This window comes from Cedecea sp. NFIX57 (assembly GCF_900177785.1).
Classification (GTDB): Bacteria; Pseudomonadota; Gammaproteobacteria; order Enterobacterales; family Enterobacteriaceae; genus Cedecea; species Cedecea neteri_C.
The window spans coordinates 189,069-207,050 of sequence record NZ_FXAS01000005.1 but is presented as its reverse complement, the minus strand read 5'-3'; the positions used below and the strand labels follow the sequence as shown (position 1 = coordinate 207,050).

Below are 17,982 nucleotides of genomic sequence, written 5' to 3'. Positions count from 1 at the left end.
AGCGGGCAGGGGGCTCGCTGCCTTTACGGGAGCGTATTATGACTGATATTGCGCAGTTGCTTGGCAAAGATGCCGACGGCTTGTTACAGCATCGTTGTATGACTATTCCGGCAGACCAGCTTTATCTGCCCGGCTCGGACTATGTTGACAGAGTGATGGTGGATAATAATCGCCCGCCTGCGGTGCTGCGAAACATGCAGACGCTATACAACACCGGGCGTCTGGCCGGGACCGGCTACCTCTCTATTCTTCCCGTCGATCAGGGTGTTGAACACTCGGCGGGGGCATCTTTCGCCGCGAACCCGCTCTATTTCGATCCGAAAAACATCGTTGAGCTGGCCATCGAGGCAGGCTGTAACTGCGTGGCCTCCACCTATGGCGTGCTGGCCTCGGTTTCACGCCGCTATGCCCACCGCATTCCGTTCCTTGTGAAGCTTAACCACAATGAGACGCTGAGCTACCCGACCACCTACGACCAGACGCTGTACGCCAGCGTTGAGCAGGCTTTCAATATGGGGGCCGTTGCTGTCGGGGCCACGATTTACTTTGGTTCGCCGGAATCCCGCCGCCAGATTGAAGAGATCTCCGCCGCCTTTGAACGCGCGCACGAACTCGGCCTGGTTACCGTGCTGTGGGCCTATCTGCGTAACTCCGCGTTTAAAAAGGACGGGGTGGATTACCACGTCAGCGCCGACTTAACCGGGCAGGCTAACCACCTGGCGGCGACCATCGGGGCCGATATTGTGAAGCAAAAAATGGCGGAGAATAACGGCGGCTATAAAGCGGTAAACTTTGGCTACACCGACGAAAAAGTTTACAGCAAGCTGACCACCGACAACCCTATCGACCTGGTACGCTATCAGCTGGCTAACTGCTACATGGGGCGTGCAGGCCTGATCAACTCCGGCGGTGCCGCAGGCGGTGAAACTGACCTGGCGGATGCGGTGCGTACGGCGGTAATCAACAAACGTGCGGGCGGCATGGGGCTGATTCTGGGGCGCAAAGCGTTCAAGAAATCGATGACCGACGGCGTGAAGCTGATTAATGCCGTGCAGGATGTTTATCTGAATGAGAAAGTGACTATCGCTTAAGCTCTGTTGAGTAAGGTTATAAGGCCCTCTTTTTGAGGGCTTTTTTATGCGGAGTTTTTGCTGGTTGCGTTATTACCCCTCACCCCGGCCCTCTCCCCAAAGGGGAGAGGGGGGAAAGCAACAGAGAGCGCTTTTTATTCCATCTCCCCAAAGGGGCGGGGGAGGAAAGCAAGCAACAGAGATCGCTTTTTATTCCCTCTCCCTGTTGGGGAGAGGGTTAGGGTGAGGGGAAACAAACTGCACCGTGCTGGCTTACCCCAGCAGCGGGCAATTAGGCGGTAAACGGCAGGCCAGCGCATTCGGATGCACTTCAATGCGGAAATGCCGTCCGCTCAGCGGTTCTCCGTCAAGGTTGAAAGTTATCTCGTGCGGGGCGGAAATCTCAAACCAGGCTGATTTCCCTTCAATAACGTTCGGGTTTTCATCCGGGCGCGTCAGCGTAGTCAACAGCGCAGGAAGCAAGTCTTCACCGGTAAAAATTCGCAGCTCAAGCAGCCCGTCGTTGATCAACGCCTCCGGGCAAAGCTGTTGCCCGCCACCGGCCTGGCGGCCATTACCGATGCCGATCACCAGCGCGTCGCCCTGCCAGCTAAAACCTTCCCCGCGAATATCGCAGCGATCAGGTTTCAGCATATCCATGCGCATCAAACCGTGAATAAAGTAAGAGACGCCGCCGAGTGCTGCTTTGAGTTTTTCCGGCGTTTCGGTGGTGATGCGTGTACCAAATCCGCCGGTCGCCATGTTGATGAAGAAGGCTTCTTCGTTGACCTGTACCAGGTCGATGTTGGCGGCTTTGCCGAACAGCGCGAGGCGCAGCGCTTTTTCAAAGTCCTCAGGAATACCGGCGCTGGTGGCAAAGTCGTTGGCCGTACCCAGTGGGAGAATGCCCAATGCCGGGCGACTGCCCGGTGAAAGTTTTGCGAGACAGGTGGCAATCTCATTGATTGTGCCGTCACCGCCGCCGGCAACCACGGTGTCTACGCCGAGGCTCAGGGCTTCCGCAATGTAGCGTTCTGCATCTCCTTTTTCCCAGGTCACCCTGATGTGTAAGGTATAACCTTCCTCACGCAGCGTATGTACAGCCTCGCGCAGCTGTGGGTTTCCGGCACCTTTGCCGTTCAGAATCAAAAATGAATTCAGAGATCTCTCCATGACTTACCTCAGAAAAGTGAGCATTATCAAAGTGTAGAGCAAAGCGGGAGCGGGGGAGTAAGAACTGACTGAATCAGCGGAAAAAAGAAAGCCTGCGCAAGGGAGATTGCGCAGGCCAAGGAGGTGGTTCCTGGTACAGCTAGCATTTATGGGTTATGTTTTTCAGCTTGCGGATAATAACGTTATCTTGTGTAACCGTATGTGATCGGTTTCTAAGAATGGTCTTAGCGCGAAAAATAACCCGGATTCACTAGTTTGCGTGCGGTTTACGGGTTGTCTGACCAGAGAGATTGCGCATCAGCAGAGCATAATCCAGCGCTATCTCCTGAGGTACAGGCATCCATACGGTATGACCGTCGCCTGGGGCCACGTCTATCGGCTGGGATTTGCCGTTTTCCAGCGTTTCCAGCGTAAAGGTGATATTGCCCTGTGGAGTCATCATTTCCAGACTGTCGCCCAGCAGGAATTTGTTTTTCACTGCCACTGCTGCCAGGTCACCGCGGCGTTCGCCGGTAAACTCGCCCACAAACTGCTGGCTTTCGGAAATAGAGTGGCCGTACTCGTAATTCTGATGGCTGTCGTGGGTATGACGACGCAGGAAACCTTCGGTATAACCGCGATGGGCCAGGCCTTCCAGCGTTTGCAGCAGCGTAGGATCAAACGGTTTGCCCGCTGCGGCATCATCAATGGCGCGACGATACACCTGCGCGGTACGTGCGCAGTAGTAGTAGGACTTAGTGCGGCCTTCGATTTTCAGCGAGTGCACGCCCATTTTGGTCAGGCGCTCTACGTGCTCAATGGCGCGAAGATCTTTCGAGTTCATGATGTAGGTGCCGTGCTCGTCTTCGAAAGCAGTCATGTACTCACCCGGACGTTTGGCTTCTTCCACCATAAATACTTTGTCCGTTGGCGCGCCGATGCCAAGCGTAGGCTCAACGTTTTGCACCGGAATCGGCTCATGCACGTGGACGATGTTACCGATGTCGTCTTCTTTGCCTTCCTGAACCTTATATTCCCAGCGGCAGGCATTGGTGCAGGTTCCCTGGTTAGGGTCACGCTTGTTGATATAGCCGGAGAGCAGGCAGCGGCCTGAATACGCCATGCACAGCGCGCCGTGGACGAAGATCTCCAGCTCCATTTCTGGAACCTGTTCACGAATTTCGGCGATTTCTTCCAGCGACAGCTCACGGGAAAGAATCACGCGCGTCAGCCCCATTTGCTTCCAGAACTTCACTGTCGCCCAGTTAACGGCGTTAGCCTGCACGGAGAGGTGAATATCCATCTCCGGGAAAGCCTCGCGCACCATCATGATAAGCCCAGGATCGGACATGATCAGGGCATCCGGGCCCATATCGATAACCGGCTTGAGGTCGCGAATGAAGGTTTTCAGCTTGGCGTTATGCGGGGCAATGTTCACCACCACGTAGAATTTTTTACCCAGCGCATGGGCTTCGTTGATCCCGAGCTGGAGGTTTTCGTGGTTGAATTCGTTATTGCGTACGCGCAGCGAATAGCGCGGCTGGCCAGCGTAGACGGCGTCTGCGCCGTAGGCGAAAGCGTAACGCATGTTTTTCAGCGTTCCCGCCGGGGAGAGGAGTTCCGGTTTAAACATGAAGTTCTCGTTCTGATATCAGGTCAGAACCGCTCCACCTGGTGAAGCGGCTAAAGTCGAGTGGATTACCACAATTTAAGGGCGGGAATTGTAGCGCCGTGAGGCTGGGGAGTAAACCGTCTTGCGGAGTCAGAAAAGAAATCGCCCTCCGTTGAAGATCAGTGATGAGAATGCGATATCTTTCGCGTAATCCTCCAGCGCTTCGGTGTTTTCTTTGAAATGCGTCAGGTATTGTTCCATTGCCTCTGCTTCATCCTTAGCGTGCGTTTCAAAGCCTATTTTTTGAAACCCTTCTTCGCTCAGGCGCTTTTTTTCTGCAGCGGTAACCGACGCTTTCGGATAGATGTTGACGGAAATTTCTTTGCTGTAAAAAACATATTTTTCCACGATGAACACCTCCCAACTGCCGCTAATATATTTTTATTTCCTCTTCGGGCGAGACCTAATCTTGCTCACGCCAGAGTTGGTTTTTGCATTTGCTGCAAATAATGGTGCGACGAAAATCAGTAAATCTTGCCAGCCCAACGTCGAGTGTTTCTGACGAATGACAGTGAAAACACTGCGGGCTACCGGTGGGGGAAACTTCAGCCGGGTGGGCCTGGAGATATTCCTGCTTTGTTGGCAGTGTTGACCATAATCCCGTAATCGGGGATTTCCCCGTCGGAACAAAGCAGACATACAGCACGCCAAGCACCACTCCTACAGCCAATATAATAAGTATTGTTGACACAGCTTTTCCTTAAACCGAAGACACCCATTGTGGGTAACAGTCTGAAAGATAGTCGGTTAAAGGCAATTTGACTATATGTCGAGGCCGCTATTTTATATCACCCGCCCGGCGTCCGCCTCCCAGCGGTAACCCACGCCGTAAACGGCGCGAATAAACGACTGATCGGTATCCAGTGCTTCAAGCTTGCGGCGCAAGTTTTTAATGTGACTGTCGATGGTACGGTCGGTGACCACGCGGTAGTCGTCATACAAATGGTTCAGCAGCATTTCGCGGGAGAACACTTTCCCCGGCTCGTGGGACAGGGTTTTTAGCAGGCGGAACTCGGCGGGAGTAAGATCCAGCAGTTTACCGCGCCAAATAGCCTGGAAGCGGCCTTCATCAATCACCAGCGGGCTTTCTTCCGACCCAGCGGAAATGGCAAGCTGACGCTTGCAGCGGCGGAGGATTGTTTTCACGCGGGCGACAACTTCGCGCGGGCTGTAAGGTTTGCAAATATAGTCGTCAGCGCCAATTTCCAGCCCCAGCAGGCGGTCAATCTCTTCTATTTTGGCCGTCACCATGACGATAGGGACTTCGGAGAAACGTCGAATCTCTTTGCATAATGTCAGGCCATCTGTGCCGGGGAGCATCAGATCCAGCAAAATGAGATCCGGCGGCGTGTGGCGAACATACGGCAGTACCTGGTCGCCGTGGTTCAGCAGAGTAGGGGCATAGCTTGCCGCACGGAGGTAGTCGATGAGCAACTGCCCAAGCTTAGGTTCATCTTCTACGATCAAAATACGGGGCGTACTGTCGTCAATCGGTAGCTCGGTCATAATGTCCTCGACGTTTCTGTTTCCAGAGGAAGTTCAACGGTAATACTAACGCCGCCAAAGCGTGAATGGGAGGCGGTTAGCGTGCCGCCATGGGCGGTCACAATATTCTGGCAGATAGACAGGCCCAGCCCTGAACCGCCGCTGGCGCGGTTGCGGGAACCTTCCGCGCGGTAGAAACGGTCAAAAAGCTGACCTAACTGCTCGTCCGATACACCGGGCTCACTGTCGTCAAAGCTCATCACAAACTGCTGATTCACAATTTTACCGCTAATCACCAGTTGCCCACCGCTGTCGGTGTAGCGGAGGCTGTTTTCCAGAAGATTGTTGAACAGCTGCATCAGACGGTCTCCGTCACCGAAAATAGTCGCGGATTCCGGTAGCGCAAGACGTATTATCAGCCCGCGTGACTCAAAACGGGATCGAAATGCCCCGGCAACCACTTCCAGCAGCGCAATGATATCCAGCGATTTTTTCTGGTACGCCAGCGCGCCTTCATCGGACATGGAAAGCTGGTGCAGGTCGTCAACGAGTTTGGTCAGGGTGGCGACTTCCATCTGCAGTGACGTGACGGATTCCGGTGTAAACTGGCGCACGCCGTCCTGAATGGCCTCCAGCTCACCGCGTAAGACGGCAAGTGGGGTGCGAAGCTCGTGAGAAATATCCGCCATGTAAGCCCGGCGCATTTTATGGTTTTTTTCCAGCGTACTGGCGAGCTGGTTAAAGTCCTGTGCCAGTCGCCCCAGCTCATCCTGGCTACCGACCGCGACCCGGGTGGAAAAATCGCCGGCGGCCAGTTTGTGGGTACCATCAACCAGGCGTTTCACCGGAGCCAAAAGGCCACGGGCGAGCAGGAAGGTGGCCGCCGCCGCCAGCAGGCTAGACAGGGCGACGATGATCCAACTTGTGCGCCGCTGCTGGCGGTCAAAGTTAATGTCGGTGTTGCGGGTCAGGCGTTCAATCGGGGAGGCAATCACCCAGCCCACGTCCTGGCCATTGACGTTAATCGCTTTGCGCATTCCATCGGGAGGGAGCTTCTCTCGCGGGCCAACCAGAACCTGATAGTTTTGATCGACCACCCAAAACTTGGTGCGCCAGCCTTGTGGAGGCATGCCGTGTGCTTCATCCCCGTCGCGCTCAAATGAACGTAAAATCTGAAACACAAACCTGTCGTTGTGCCGCAGGAAGCGCCAGTTGCCATGAAGCGCATACTGTTCACCCAGCGCATCACTCAGCAGCTCAATGCGCTGGGTATTGCCGCGCTTGATGTAGTCAATAAAGCCGCGCTCAAAACTTAACCTGACGCCCCAGTGCATGATGGCCAGCACCAGCAGGCAGGTGGAGAAAATAGCGAGGAATAATTTCCCGGTGATCCCGGAGCGGCAGAGTTTCATGTTTCGCTCCTTTTACGGCGGCTGATGACCGTGTTTTCTGAACGGTCATTGGGGACGCGGGCAAACAGCAATGCCGGAAGGGCAATGACCAGCGCCATGCAGAAGTAGGTGTACATAAAGATGCTGTGAACCTGCTCACCACCGGCCGGAAGCTGCTGATGGCCAAACATGCCCAGCAGCAGGCCTGCGACGGTCACGCCGATACTCATGGAAAGCTGCATGACCATTGAGAGCATGCTGTTGCCGCCGCTGGCGAGGTCATCCGGCAGATCTTTTAGCGTCAGCGTATTCATGGAAGAGAAGCGCATGGAGTTGACCATGCCCTGTACAAACAGCACTACCGGCAGCAGCCAGAACCAGCCCATCAGGGCCGTACCCATAAACATCAGCGTGATCAGCGCCAGGCCGAGCGTGGCGACGACCAGCACATTGCGGTAGCCGAAGCGGTTGACGACCTGCACAACGATACGCTTCATGCCCATGCTGCCAAGCACCATCGGGACCATCATCAGCCCGGCATGGAACGGCGAGAAACCCATCCCAATCTGCAGAAATACCGGGGTCATAAACGGCAACATGCCGCTGCCGATGCGCCCGCACAGGCTGCCCAGCAGGCCAAGAGAAAAGGTTTTCGTGTTGAACAGATTGAGATTGAACAGCGCGTTTTCGTTGTCGCGCGCATGCCACAGGTAAAGCAGAATGGCGATAACCCCGCCGAGGATTAACAGCCCGAGCGTTTCACTGGAAATGCCCAGGCCCTTTTGGCCGTCCAGCGCAATCGTCAGCGCCGCCATGCCAAACGCCAGCAGCAGGAAGCCGGAAATATCAAAGCGACGAGTTTGCATGGTGTAGTTGGGCATCAGCCACAGGGTCGCGATAGCCCCGACAATGCCGACAGGAATGTTTATCAGGAAAATCCAGTGCCAGGAGGCGTACTCCACAAGCACACCGCCGAGCGCAGGGCCGAGCAGGGGGCCAACCTGGCCTGGAATCGTCACGAAGGTCATTGCCGCCATATACTGCGCACGCGGCACGATTTTCATCACCGTAAGGCGCCCCACTGGTACCATCATCGCGCCGCCAATGCCCTGCACAACGCGGGCCAGAACAAGTTCGTTGAGCGTTGAAGCGTTGGAGCAAAACAGCGACCCAAGGGTAAAAAGAATGATCGCCGTGAAGAAGATATTGCGTACGCCCACTCTGTCCGCCAGCCAGCCGCTTGCCGGGAGCATAACCGCAACCGTTAACACGTAGGCCACCACTACCGAGTGCATGTGCAGAGGGCTTACGCCCAGACTATGCGCCATCGAGGGGAGAGCGGTGTTAACAATCGTGGTGTCCAGCGCCTGCATAAAGAAGCCAAAAGCGACAATCCATAACTGCCAGCGAACGGCGGTGGGCAAATCAGTCATACGGACAGAGCCTTACTTTCACGGGGTTTGCGGCTAAAGCGCAATCTCAGTCGGTCAAAGAACAGGTAAACCACCGGCGTGGTGTATAGCGTCAGTAGCTGGCTCATCACCAGCCCGCCGACGATGGTGATCCCCAGCGGCTGACGCAGTTCTGCGCCGTCACCGCTGGTCAGCACCAGCGGTAATGCGCCAAACAGCGCGGCCAGCGTGGTCATCATAATCGGGCGGAAGCGCAGCAGGCAGGCCTGGAAAATGGCTTCTTCCGGCGTTAAATCGCCCTTACGCTGCGCCTCTATCGCGAAGTCCACCATCATAATGGCGTTCTTCTTCACGATACCTATCAGCAGCATGATACCGATTAGCGCAATCAGGCTGAAGGGGGCGCCGAAAAGTTCCAGCGCCAGCAGCGCCCCGACGCCCGCGGAAGGCAGCGTCGAGAGGATGGTCAGCGGATGCACGTAGCTTTCATACAGCATGCCGAGAACGATATACACCGTGGCAATCGCCGCCAGGATCAGGATCACCTGCGAGTTCATCGTCTGCTGGAACACCTGTGCCGTCCCGGCGTAGCTGCCGCGCACGGTCGACGGTACACCCAGCGAAGTCATCGTCCTGTCGATGGCATCGCTGGCTTCAGAAAGCGACACCCCGTCAGGCAGGTTGAACGAGATGGTGGATGCGGCAGACAGCCCCTGATGGTTCACCGACAGTGGGGCGTTCGCTGGCTGCCATTTGGCAAAGTAGGAGAGGGGAATCGACTTCCCTTCGCTGTTTATGACGAACATCTGGTTGAGCGAGCTGATGTCCTGGGTGTAACGCGGATCAACTTCCATCACCACTTTGTACTGGTTTAACGGCTGGTAGATGGTGGAAATCTGGCGCTGACCAAAGGCGTTGTTGAGCAGATTGTTGGCATCCGAGACGCTGATCCCCAATCGCGACATGGTTTCACGGTCGTAAATCAGGTCCATCTCCGAGCCGTTATCCTGCTGGTCGGAGTTAACGTCCGCCAGTTCTGGCAGCGCCGCCAGCGCTTTGCGGATTTTTGGCTCCCACTCTCGCAGGGCGCTTAAGTCATCCGAAAGCAGAGTGTACTGATAGCTGGCGTTAGCCTGACGACCACCGACGCGAATATCCTGCACCGCCATTAAATAGAGGTTGGCGCCGGGCTCTTTTGCCAGCTTGCCACGCAGCCGGTCAATGACCTGCTGGGCGGTTTCACTGCGTTCACTCAATGGCTTAAGTGAGATAAACATCATGCCGCTGTTAACCCGGGAACCGCCGGTAAAGCCGGTGACGTTATCCACCGCCGGATCTTCACGAATGATCTTCATAAAGTCCTGCAGCTTGCCGCGCATGGCCTGGAAAGAGATGCTCTGATCGGCCTGAATATTGCCCATCAGCCTGCCGGTGTCCTGCTCAGGGAAGAAGGTTTTTGGGATCGCAATGTAGAGCCAGACGCTCAGGGCTATCGTACCCAGAAGCACCATCCCCACCAGCCGAGTATGGTTTAGCACCCATTTCAACGACCGCGCGTATCCACCCTGCATGGCAATCAGCAGGCGACCGAATCCACGATTTTTGTTTCTCTTTTCAGGAGGCCGGTTTTTCAGGAGCCAGCCACACATCATTGGCGTGAGCGTGAGCGACACCACTAGCGAAATCCCGATAGCCACCGAAAGCGTGACCGCAAACTCGCGGAATAAGCGCCCCGGCAGCCCACCCATCAACAGCAGCGGCAGGAAGACCGCCACCAGCGACAGACTCATGGACAGCACGGTGAAGCCCACTTCCCGCACGCCCTGAAGAGCCGCCTGCATGGGCTTTACGCCCGCTTCCAGATGGCGGGAAATGTTTTCCAGTACCACGATGGCGTCATCGACCACAAAGCCGGTGGCGATGGTCAGTGCCATCAGCGACAGGTTATTCAGGCTGAAGCCACACAGATACATGGCGGCAAAGGTCCCGATCAGTGACACCGGGACTGCTACAGCTGGAATAAAGGTCGCTCGCCCTGAGCGAAGGAACAGAAACACCACCAGAATGACCAGCGACACGGAGATCACCAGAGATTGTTCTACCTCGGCCAGCGAGGCGCGAATGGTTGGTGACCGATCCTGGGCTACCTGCAGGTCGATGGAAGCCGGAATGGTTTCTCTTAATTCGGGTATTTTGGCGCGGATGCGATCCACGGTTTCGATGATGTTCGCTTCCTGCGATTTGCGGATCATCAGCAAAATGGCTGGTTTGGCGTTGGTCATCCCGGCGTTACGCACGTCCTGCACGCTGTCGGTTACGTTGGCGACATCCTGCAGCTGCACGGCCGAACCGTTATTGTAATGCACGATAAGCGGCATATAGTTCGCCGCTTTTTTTAGCTCGTCGTTGGTCTGAATTTGCCAGCGGCTTGTGCTGTCTTCTACCGAGCCAAGAGGGCGACGAACGTTGGCATTGCTAATTGCGGTTCGGACGGCATCCAGCGATACGCCCTGGTTAAACAGCGCTTGAGGATTAAGGTCCACGCGCACCGCGGGCAGAGAGCTTCCGCCGACATCCACGTCGCCAACCCCGTCGATTTGCGAGACGGTTTGCGCGAGCTGCGTGGAGGCAAAATCATACAGCTCACCCTGCGACAGCGTGTCGGAGGTGAGCGTCAGGATCATGATTGGCGCATCGGACGGGTTGGCCTTGCGGTAAGTTGGCCGCCCCGGCATCCCGCTTGGCAGCAGGCTTTGGGCGGCGTTGATTGCCGCCTGCACGTCCCGCGCGGCACCGTTGATGTCGCGGTCGAAATTAAATTCCAGAATGATGCGGGTGCTGCCCAGCGAACTGGACGAGGTCATTTCGTTGACCCCGGCAATGCGGCTCAGGGAACGCTCCAGCGGTGTTGCTACTGACGATGCCATGGTTTCTGGTGACGCGCCCGGCAGCGAGGCGCTTATCATGATCACCGGAAAATCCACCTGCGGCAGCGGCGCAACCGGCAGCAGGCGGAAGCCCAGCACGCCACACAGCGTAATGGCGACGGTCAACAAAATCGTCGCTACCGGGCGGTAAATGAAGAGGGCAAAAAACTTCACTTACGCCTCCTCATGCTGGCGGCCAAAGCGGCGGCGCGTGTAGTGTGACAAACGGTCGAACAGCAGGTAAATCACCGGCGTAGTAAACAGCGTCAGAACCTGGCTAAGCAGCAGGCCGCCGACCATGCCGATACCCAGCGGGCGACGAAGCTCCGCGCCAACGCCGGTTGAAAGCATCAGCGGCAGCGCACCCAACAGCGCCGCAAGCGTGGTCATCAGAATCGGACGGAAACGCAGTAAACAGGCCTGGTAAATGGCTTCGTAAGGGGCCATGCCCTGTTCACGCTCGGCGGCCAGCGCAAAGTCGATCATCATGATCGCGTTTTTCTTCACGATGCCAATGAGCAGGATGATGCCGATAATAGCGATAACGTCCAGTTCGGCGCCCGCCAGCATCAGCGCAAGCAGCGCGCCAACGCCCGCTGTGGGCAGCGTCGACAGGATAGTGATCGGGTGAATAAAGCTTTCATACAGCACGCCCAGCACGATATACATCGCCACGACTGAGGCAACAATCAGCCAGATAGTGCTGCCCAGCGCGGCCTGGAAGGCGAGGGTGCTGCCCTGGAACTGCGTCGTGATATCGGACGGCATCGCCAGCTCTTTTTCCGCCGAGGTAATGGCGGTCACCGCGTCACCCAGCGATTGCCCTTCCGGTACGTTAAAGGAGAACGTAGTGGACGGGAACTGGTCGAGGTGGTTAATCGACAGCGGGGCAAAGCGCTGCTCCACCTTCGCGATCGCGCTTAACGGAATGCTGCCGCCGGTGCTGCTGGTGAGGCGAATGTTGTCGAGCGCGCTTAGCCCTGGCGTGGTGCTGGTATCATGTTCGAGTACCACGCGATACTGGTTGGCCTGGGTGTAAATCGTTGAAATCAGACGCTGGCCGAAGGCGTTATACAGGGCGCTGGTCACCGATGACATGGTGATGCCGAGGCGGCTGGCGCTGTCGCGGTCAACGTTGACGTAGGCCATCAGCCCCTGATCCTGCCAGTCGCTGCTGATATCCGCGAGCTGAGGCAGCGTTTTAAGTTTGTCTTCCAGCTGCGGCACCCAGGTGCTCAGTTCGTCCAGTGAGGTAGCCTGCAAGGTGAACTGGTACTGCGTACGGCTCACCGTGGTGTCGATAGTCAGATCCTGGATCGGCTGCAGATAAAGTTGCACGCCCGGGACGCTGGCGACATTCTGCTGCAATCTGTCAATCACCGTCGGGATGCGATCATCGCGGTCACTGAGCGGCTTAAGGTTAATTTGCAGGCGGGCGCTGTTCAATGAAGGGTTGGTGCCGTCCACGCCGATAAACGAGGTCAGGCTTTCCACCGCCGGGTCTTTCAGTATCACGTCCGCCACCTGCTGCTGGCGCTGGGCCATGCTGGCGAAAGAGACCGACTGCGGGGCCTGCAGCGTGCCCTGGATGATGCCGTTATCCTGAATCGGGAAGAAACCTTTGGGGATAAAGATCCACAGCACAATAGTCAGCGCTAATGTGCCAAAAGCCACGCTAAGCGTCAGCCACGGATGATTCAACACTTTGCTTAACAGGCGGCCATAGGCGGCAATGATGTTATCAAACATCTTCTCGCTGGCGCGGGAGAAACGGTTCTGCTTACGCAATGATTCGTGGCTCAGCATTCTCGCGCACATCATTGGGGTAAGCGTTAGCGAAACCACGGCGGAGATTAAAATAGAAATTGCCAGCGTGACCGCAAACTCGCGGAACAGACGGCCCACGATGTCGCCCATAAACAACAGCGGGATCAGTACGGCGATGAGCGAGAAGGTCAGGGAGATAATGGTAAAGCCGATTTCCCCGGCACCTTTTAGCGCGGCGGCCAGCGGCTTCTCACCTTTTTCGATATAGCGAGAAATGTTCTCGATCACCACGATGGCGTCATCCACCACGAACCCGGTGGCGATGGTCAGCGCCATCAGCGTCAGGTTGTTGATGGAGAAATCGAGAAAGACCATCACAGCAAAAGTACCGACCAGCGACAGCGGCACGGCGACGGCAGGAATGATAGTGGCCGGCACGTTGCGCAGGAACAGATAAATGATCATCACCACCAGTGCAATGGCCAGCATCAGCTCGTGCTGGGTGTCGGTCACGGAGGCGCGAATGTTGGTGGTACGGTCGCTGAGCAGCTTCACTTCGACCGACTTCGGCAGGCTTTGTGTCAGCGTCGGCAGCATCTGGCGGATACTGTCTGCCGTCTCAATGATGTTGGCCCCAGGCTGGCGCTGAACGTTCATGACAATAGCCTGCTGCTTGTTCGCCCACGCGCCAAGCCAGCTGTTCTCAGCCCCTTGCTCAACGGTGGCGATATCCCCCAGGCGAATAGGCGCGCCGTTCTGATAAGCAATGATTAAATCTCGGTACTCCTGGGCCGATTTCATTTGATCGTTGGCGGATAGCGTGACGGCGCGTTCCGGGCCGTCAAGGCTGCCCTTTGCCGAGTTAACGTTGGCGTTGGTTATTGCGGTGCGAATGGTTTCGCTCGTCAGGCCAAGTGCGGCAATTGCCGGCGCATTCAGCTTCACGCGCACAGCGGGGCGCTGGCCGCCCGCCAGCGTGACCAGTCCAACGCCAGAAACCTGGGATATTTTCTGCGCTACGCGGGTTTCCACCATGTCTTCCACCTGCGTCATCGGCAGGGCAGTTGAGGTCACGGCAAGCGTCATGATAGGCGGATCCGCCGGGTTGACCTTGCTGTAAACCGGTGGGTTTGGCAGGTCGGTAGGCAGGAGGTTGGTCGCGGCGTTAATTGCGGCCTGCACTTCCTGTTCGGCAACGTCGAGCGCCAGCGTCAGCTGGAACTGAAGGGTGATAACCGACGCCCCTCCGGCGCTTTGCGATGACATTTGTTTCAGGCCAGACATCTGCCCAAACTGGCGCTCAAGCGGCGCCGTGATTGCAGACGTGATCACATCAGGGCTGGCGCCAGGGTAAAGAGTGACGACCTGAATAGTCGGGTAATCTACTTCCGGCAGCGCCGAAACAGGCAGAAAGCGATAGCCAATAATCCCCGCCAGCAGGATAGCCACCATCAATAGCGTGGTGGCAACCGGGCGGAGAATAAACAGGCGGGAAGGACCGCCCGTGGAGCCTGGAGGTAACACCTGCATCAGGAGCGTGCTCCGTTGTGTTTGTGGCCGGATTTCGACTGCGCTGCAGGTTTCGCGTTATCGTCAGCCGCGCTGTGCGGTTCGACAACTTCAACCTGTGCGCCTTCCGTCAGGCGGTCAATGCCATCGGTCACCACGCGATCGCCTGCTGAAACGCCAGCGGTGATCACGACTTTCTGGCTATCCTGAATTCCCGGTGTGACCAGGTGTTTACTGACTTTGTTATCGCTGTTCAGTACCCAGACAAAATGGCCTTCGTTGCCCATTTGCAACGCACCTGCTGGGATCACCACGGCATTCTGCTGGGTATCCACCAGCATACGGGCGTTCACAAACTGGTTCGGGAAAAGAGCGTCGTCCTGATTATCAAAGCGGGCTTTAAGCTTGATAGTGCCGGTAGTGGTATCGATTTGGTTATCAAGGCTCAGCAGTTTACCGCTACTGAGTTTTGTGCTGTTGGTGCGGTCCCAGGCTTCAACGCTCAGCGTTTCACCAGCCTTTTGCGCTTTAATCACCGTGGCGATATCGTTTTCCGGCAGGGTAAAGACCAGGTCAATCGGGTGCGTTTGCGTCAGCACGACAATACCATTGGTGTCGTTGGTGGAAATCTGGTTGCCAATATCGACCTGTTTCAGGCCAACTCGACCGTCGATAGGCGCGGTAACGCGGCTCCAGTTAAGCTGCAGCTGGGCGCTGGCTACGCTGGCTTCATCGGCCTTAACCGTGCCGAGTGTGGATTCTACGAGCGACAGCTGAGTATCGAGATCCTGGCGGGAAACTAAGTTAGTTTTTACCAGCTGTTGGTAGCGGGCGAGGTCGCGGCGAGCATTTGCCAGGGTAGCCTGATCTTTAGCCAATTGCCCCTGGGCCTGAGCCAAAGCGACTTTGAACTGGCTGGGGTCAATTTCTGCCAGCAAATCACCGGCTTTTACCTGCTGGCCTTCCTGGAAATGAATAGCAAGCAACTGCCCGTCAACGCGGCTGCGCACCGTCACGGTATTGGCCGCAGTGATAGTGCCAAGGCCGGTTAAATAATGTGGCACGGCTTCAGTGGTTGCCGTTGCGGCCTGAACCGGGGCCAGCGCACCGCCGCGCATTCCGCGTCGACCGCCCTGGGCGGAAGCCTGGCCAGATTTAGCCTGGGGCTGAGTTCCTGAAGATGTATTGTGGTTGTGCCAGAACCAGACGGCGGCAATCACCACCAGAATAAAGGCTGTAATCCACAACCAGCGAGAAGCCTGCGTGCCTTTCATAAATGACGTGTTCTCTTCCTGAAACGATTTTAGGCGTAATGTTACTAGTTTAGTAACGGATAGCCCTTCAATGATGGAGGAAATATGAAGTACTGTCAGATTAGCAACATATAGTAAGTAAGTGATGTTTTTGTGGCCAAATAAAACTGTTTTTCGCAAAACGTTTTCCGAGGTGTCACGCAAGTTTCAGTCCCAGGAGTAGTCATATCACGAAGTGAAAAATAAACTGTGGTTTATATTTCAAATATAATCTATAGTTTATGAGGTGAGTGATGATATGGCGCGTGATATTTACCGACTATTTCTACTTTTGGTATCAGGCCCAGCCCGTAGAGCTCCGCAAACGACTTGTGGCGGCCTTCGGCAATATTGAGTTCTGGGGCCTGCTTTAAGCCGCCCACAGGCGGACACGGTAAAGGGATCTCGTTATCCCAATATGAAGGAATTACGTTTGCTATGGCGCGGCAAGCCATATCGGATCTTTTTTGCTTTTGACCCGCATCGCAGAGCCGTTGTGCTGTGTGGTGGCGACAAATCAAACGATAAGCGTTTTTATCAGGCGCAGATAAACGTGGCCGATACGCAGTTTGCACATCACCTGGCAGAACTGGAGGATGAAAATGAAAACGTTAACTGAAGTAATGGCGGAGTTCTCGCCGGAAGAGCAGGCCGAAATCCGCGCAATGACAGACGTCTTAATTCTGGAAACCGGGTTGCAGCTGGTGCGCGAGGAACAGGGGTTTTCTCAAAAACAAGTGGCGCAAAAAATGGGTATTTCGCAACCGGCAATCGCCGCGATTGAACAACGCGGTAACGATCTCAAAGTGCTCACGCTCAAGCGCTACGTTGAGGCGCTGGGGGGCAAACTTTCGCTGCATCTGGAGTTTCCAGAAAGCGACCGGCGTTTTCAGATATAAAAACCGCAGGAGGCCTGCGGTTTGAGTGGTATGTTTTAACGCGATTATCTGAAAACTACGTCTGACCAGCGGGCAAGCCCCTGAGTGACCGAGCCAAAGTCATCGCCCCCGGCAATAGGGATATTCGGCAACTGTTGGGCCAGAGCATGGCGCAGCAGCGGAGAACGTGCGCTGCCGCCTGTCAGGTAGATAACCTCAGGCTTCGCCTGGCTGTTATCCATCGCCAGCGTGACCTGTTCCATAATGCGCTGTAGCGGCTGGCTGATGGCGGTTTCCAGTGCTTCCTGGCTGATGCTGCAGCCTACGTCTTTGGCAATAAACGGCAGCAGGGCAGAAACCTGCTGGCTGTTGGAGAGCGAGATTTTGCTCTCTTCTGCCGCCCTGACAAGGCGGTAGCTCAGACGCTGACGCCAGACTTTCTGCAGATACGCTACCTTTTCCGGCTCGCGCGCGTCGCGCACCAGCTCGTTGAGCGAACGACCGTTGGCCGCGCTGTAGAAGTCATTCTGTGCCGGAACATCGTTAATCGCGACGGCATTCCACCACGGCAATACCGGCAGCGCGATGCCTTTTTCCGTCTGGCCGCCCATGCCAAGCAGCGGAGCCAGCTGTTTAAATGCCAGCATAATGTCCAGGTCGTTACCGCCTACGCGGCAGCCGCTATGGCCCAGAAGGCTTTGTTCACGGTCGCGACGCTGGTGCCAGTCAGGCCCCATCAGCAGTACCGAGCAGTCGGTGGTACCGCCGCCAATGTCGACCACCAGCACCTGTTTTTCTTCCTGAAGCGTGGCTTCAAAATCCAGCCCCGCGGCTACGGGTTCAAACTGAAACACCACGTCGCGGAAGCCAGCGCGGTGCGCTGCGCGATCCAGAATGCCCTGAGCCTGCTGGTTGGCCTCTTCGCCGCCTAGCCCCTGGAAGTTAATCGGTCTGCCAATTACTGCCTGGTCGATGGTTCCGTCCAGTTGGCTTTCCGCCTGTTTGCGAATGTGAAGCATCATCGCGCAAACCAGGTCTTCAAATAACGCGACCTGCTGCGGTTTTAGTCCGGTGGCGCCGAGGAAGGACTTCGGCGATTTAACGAAGTAAACCTCTTCCGGATCTTCCATGTACTGGCTAAGTGAGCTTAATCCGAATTTTACGCTGCCGGGCAGTACGTCAATATCTTCTTCGCGATTAAAGCTCACCGCGCGGCGCAGCAGCGCCTGGGTCTCACTTCCCGTAGCCGGAACTTCGTGGTGGCGGAAGAGCCATTCGCTTACCGCTTCACGTGTCGGCGCACAGAGCATAGAAGGCAGCAGCGATGAGCCGTTCTCCATCTCCAGCAGCTGTGGTATTCCATCGCGCATAATGGCGACAGAACAGTTCGCCGTTCCGTAGTCAAAACCGATTTTCATTCTCTTTAA

The 17,982-nt window shown here is 56.0% G+C and carries 12 protein-coding genes and 1 pseudogene; 3 read left to right on the top strand and 10 right to left on the bottom strand.

The features are described 5' to 3' along the window. Positions 1 to 38 precede the first annotated feature (38 nt). Positions 39 to 1,091, top strand: a complete 1,053-nt coding sequence (gene fbaB / locus B9Y90_RS06030) for a class I fructose-bisphosphate aldolase (RefSeq protein ID WP_085540563.1) — start codon at positions 39 to 41, stop codon at positions 1,089 to 1,091. Positions 1,092 to 1,343: 252 nt separating this feature from the next. On the opposite strand, the gene yegS is transcribed toward fbaB, so the two are convergent. The 9 genes from yegS to B9Y90_RS05985 form a co-directional block, all read right to left on the bottom strand. Then, positions 1,344 to 2,243: a lipid kinase YegS gene (yegS, locus tag B9Y90_RS06025; protein WP_085540562.1), complete on the bottom strand. Its 900-nt coding sequence runs from the start codon at positions 2,241 to 2,243 to the stop codon at positions 1,344 to 1,346. Between the two features lie 250 nt (positions 2,244 to 2,493). Further along, complete coding sequence (gene trhP, locus B9Y90_RS06020) at positions 2,494 to 3,855, bottom strand: prephenate-dependent tRNA uridine(34) hydroxylase TrhP (RefSeq protein ID WP_085540561.1); 1,362 nt, start codon at positions 3,853 to 3,855, stop codon at positions 2,494 to 2,496. Positions 3,856 to 3,984: 129 nt separating this feature from the next. Next, positions 3,985 to 4,242, bottom strand: a complete 258-nt coding sequence (locus B9Y90_RS06015; RefSeq protein WP_085540588.1) for a hypothetical protein — start codon at positions 4,240 to 4,242, stop codon at positions 3,985 to 3,987. Positions 4,243 to 4,677: 435 nt separating this feature from the next. After that, entirely contained in the window at positions 4,678 to 5,400 is a 723-nt protein-coding gene (gene baeR / locus B9Y90_RS06010; RefSeq protein WP_008455132.1) for an envelope stress response regulator BaeR, read from the bottom strand. Beyond that, complete coding sequence (gene baeS, locus B9Y90_RS06005) at positions 5,397 to 6,791, bottom strand: envelope stress sensor histidine kinase BaeS (protein WP_039295242.1); 1,395 nt, start codon at positions 6,789 to 6,791, stop codon at positions 5,397 to 5,399. The genes baeR and baeS overlap by 4 nt, the downstream gene beginning before the upstream one ends. Then, positions 6,788 to 8,203 (bottom strand): MFS transporter, encoded by a 1,416-nt coding sequence (locus B9Y90_RS06000; RefSeq protein WP_039295239.1) that lies wholly within the window; start codon positions 8,201 to 8,203, stop codon positions 6,788 to 6,790. The genes baeS and B9Y90_RS06000 overlap by 4 nt, the downstream gene beginning before the upstream one ends. Beyond that, positions 8,200 to 11,283, bottom strand: a complete 3,084-nt coding sequence (gene mdtC, locus B9Y90_RS05995) for a multidrug efflux RND transporter permease subunit MdtC (RefSeq protein WP_085540560.1) — start codon at positions 11,281 to 11,283, stop codon at positions 8,200 to 8,202. Before mdtC ends, B9Y90_RS06000 begins: the two co-directional genes overlap by 4 nt. After that, positions 11,284 to 14,406, bottom strand: a complete 3,123-nt coding sequence (locus tag B9Y90_RS05990; RefSeq protein WP_039295232.1) for an MdtB/MuxB family multidrug efflux RND transporter permease subunit — start codon at positions 14,404 to 14,406, stop codon at positions 11,284 to 11,286. It lies immediately after the preceding gene. Beyond that, positions 14,406 to 15,659: an MdtA/MuxA family multidrug efflux RND transporter periplasmic adaptor subunit gene (locus B9Y90_RS05985; RefSeq protein ID WP_085540559.1), complete on the bottom strand. Its 1,254-nt coding sequence runs from the start codon at positions 15,657 to 15,659 to the stop codon at positions 14,406 to 14,408. The genes B9Y90_RS05990 and B9Y90_RS05985 overlap by 1 nt, the downstream gene beginning before the upstream one ends. Positions 15,660 to 15,931: 272 nt before the next feature. Here B9Y90_RS05985 and B9Y90_RS27650 point away from each other — a divergent pair. Both B9Y90_RS27650 and B9Y90_RS05975 read left to right on the top strand, forming a co-directional pair. Then, positions 15,932 to 16,296: pseudogene (locus B9Y90_RS27650) on the top strand (type II toxin-antitoxin system RelE/ParE family toxin). Further along, a complete protein-coding gene (locus B9Y90_RS05975) occupies positions 16,280 to 16,576 on the top strand; it encodes a helix-turn-helix domain-containing protein (protein ID WP_039297031.1) in 297 nt (98 codons plus the stop codon). Before B9Y90_RS27650 ends, B9Y90_RS05975 begins: the two are co-directional and overlap by 17 nt. Before the next feature lie 44 nt (positions 16,577 to 16,620). Here B9Y90_RS05975 and yegD read toward each other — a convergent pair whose 3' ends face one another. Further along, the gene (yegD, locus tag B9Y90_RS05970) at positions 16,621 to 17,973 is read right to left on the bottom strand and encodes a molecular chaperone (protein WP_085540558.1); all 1,353 of its coding nucleotides are present in this window, start codon (positions 17,971 to 17,973) and stop codon (positions 16,621 to 16,623) included. Positions 17,974 to 17,982 lie beyond the last annotated feature (9 nt).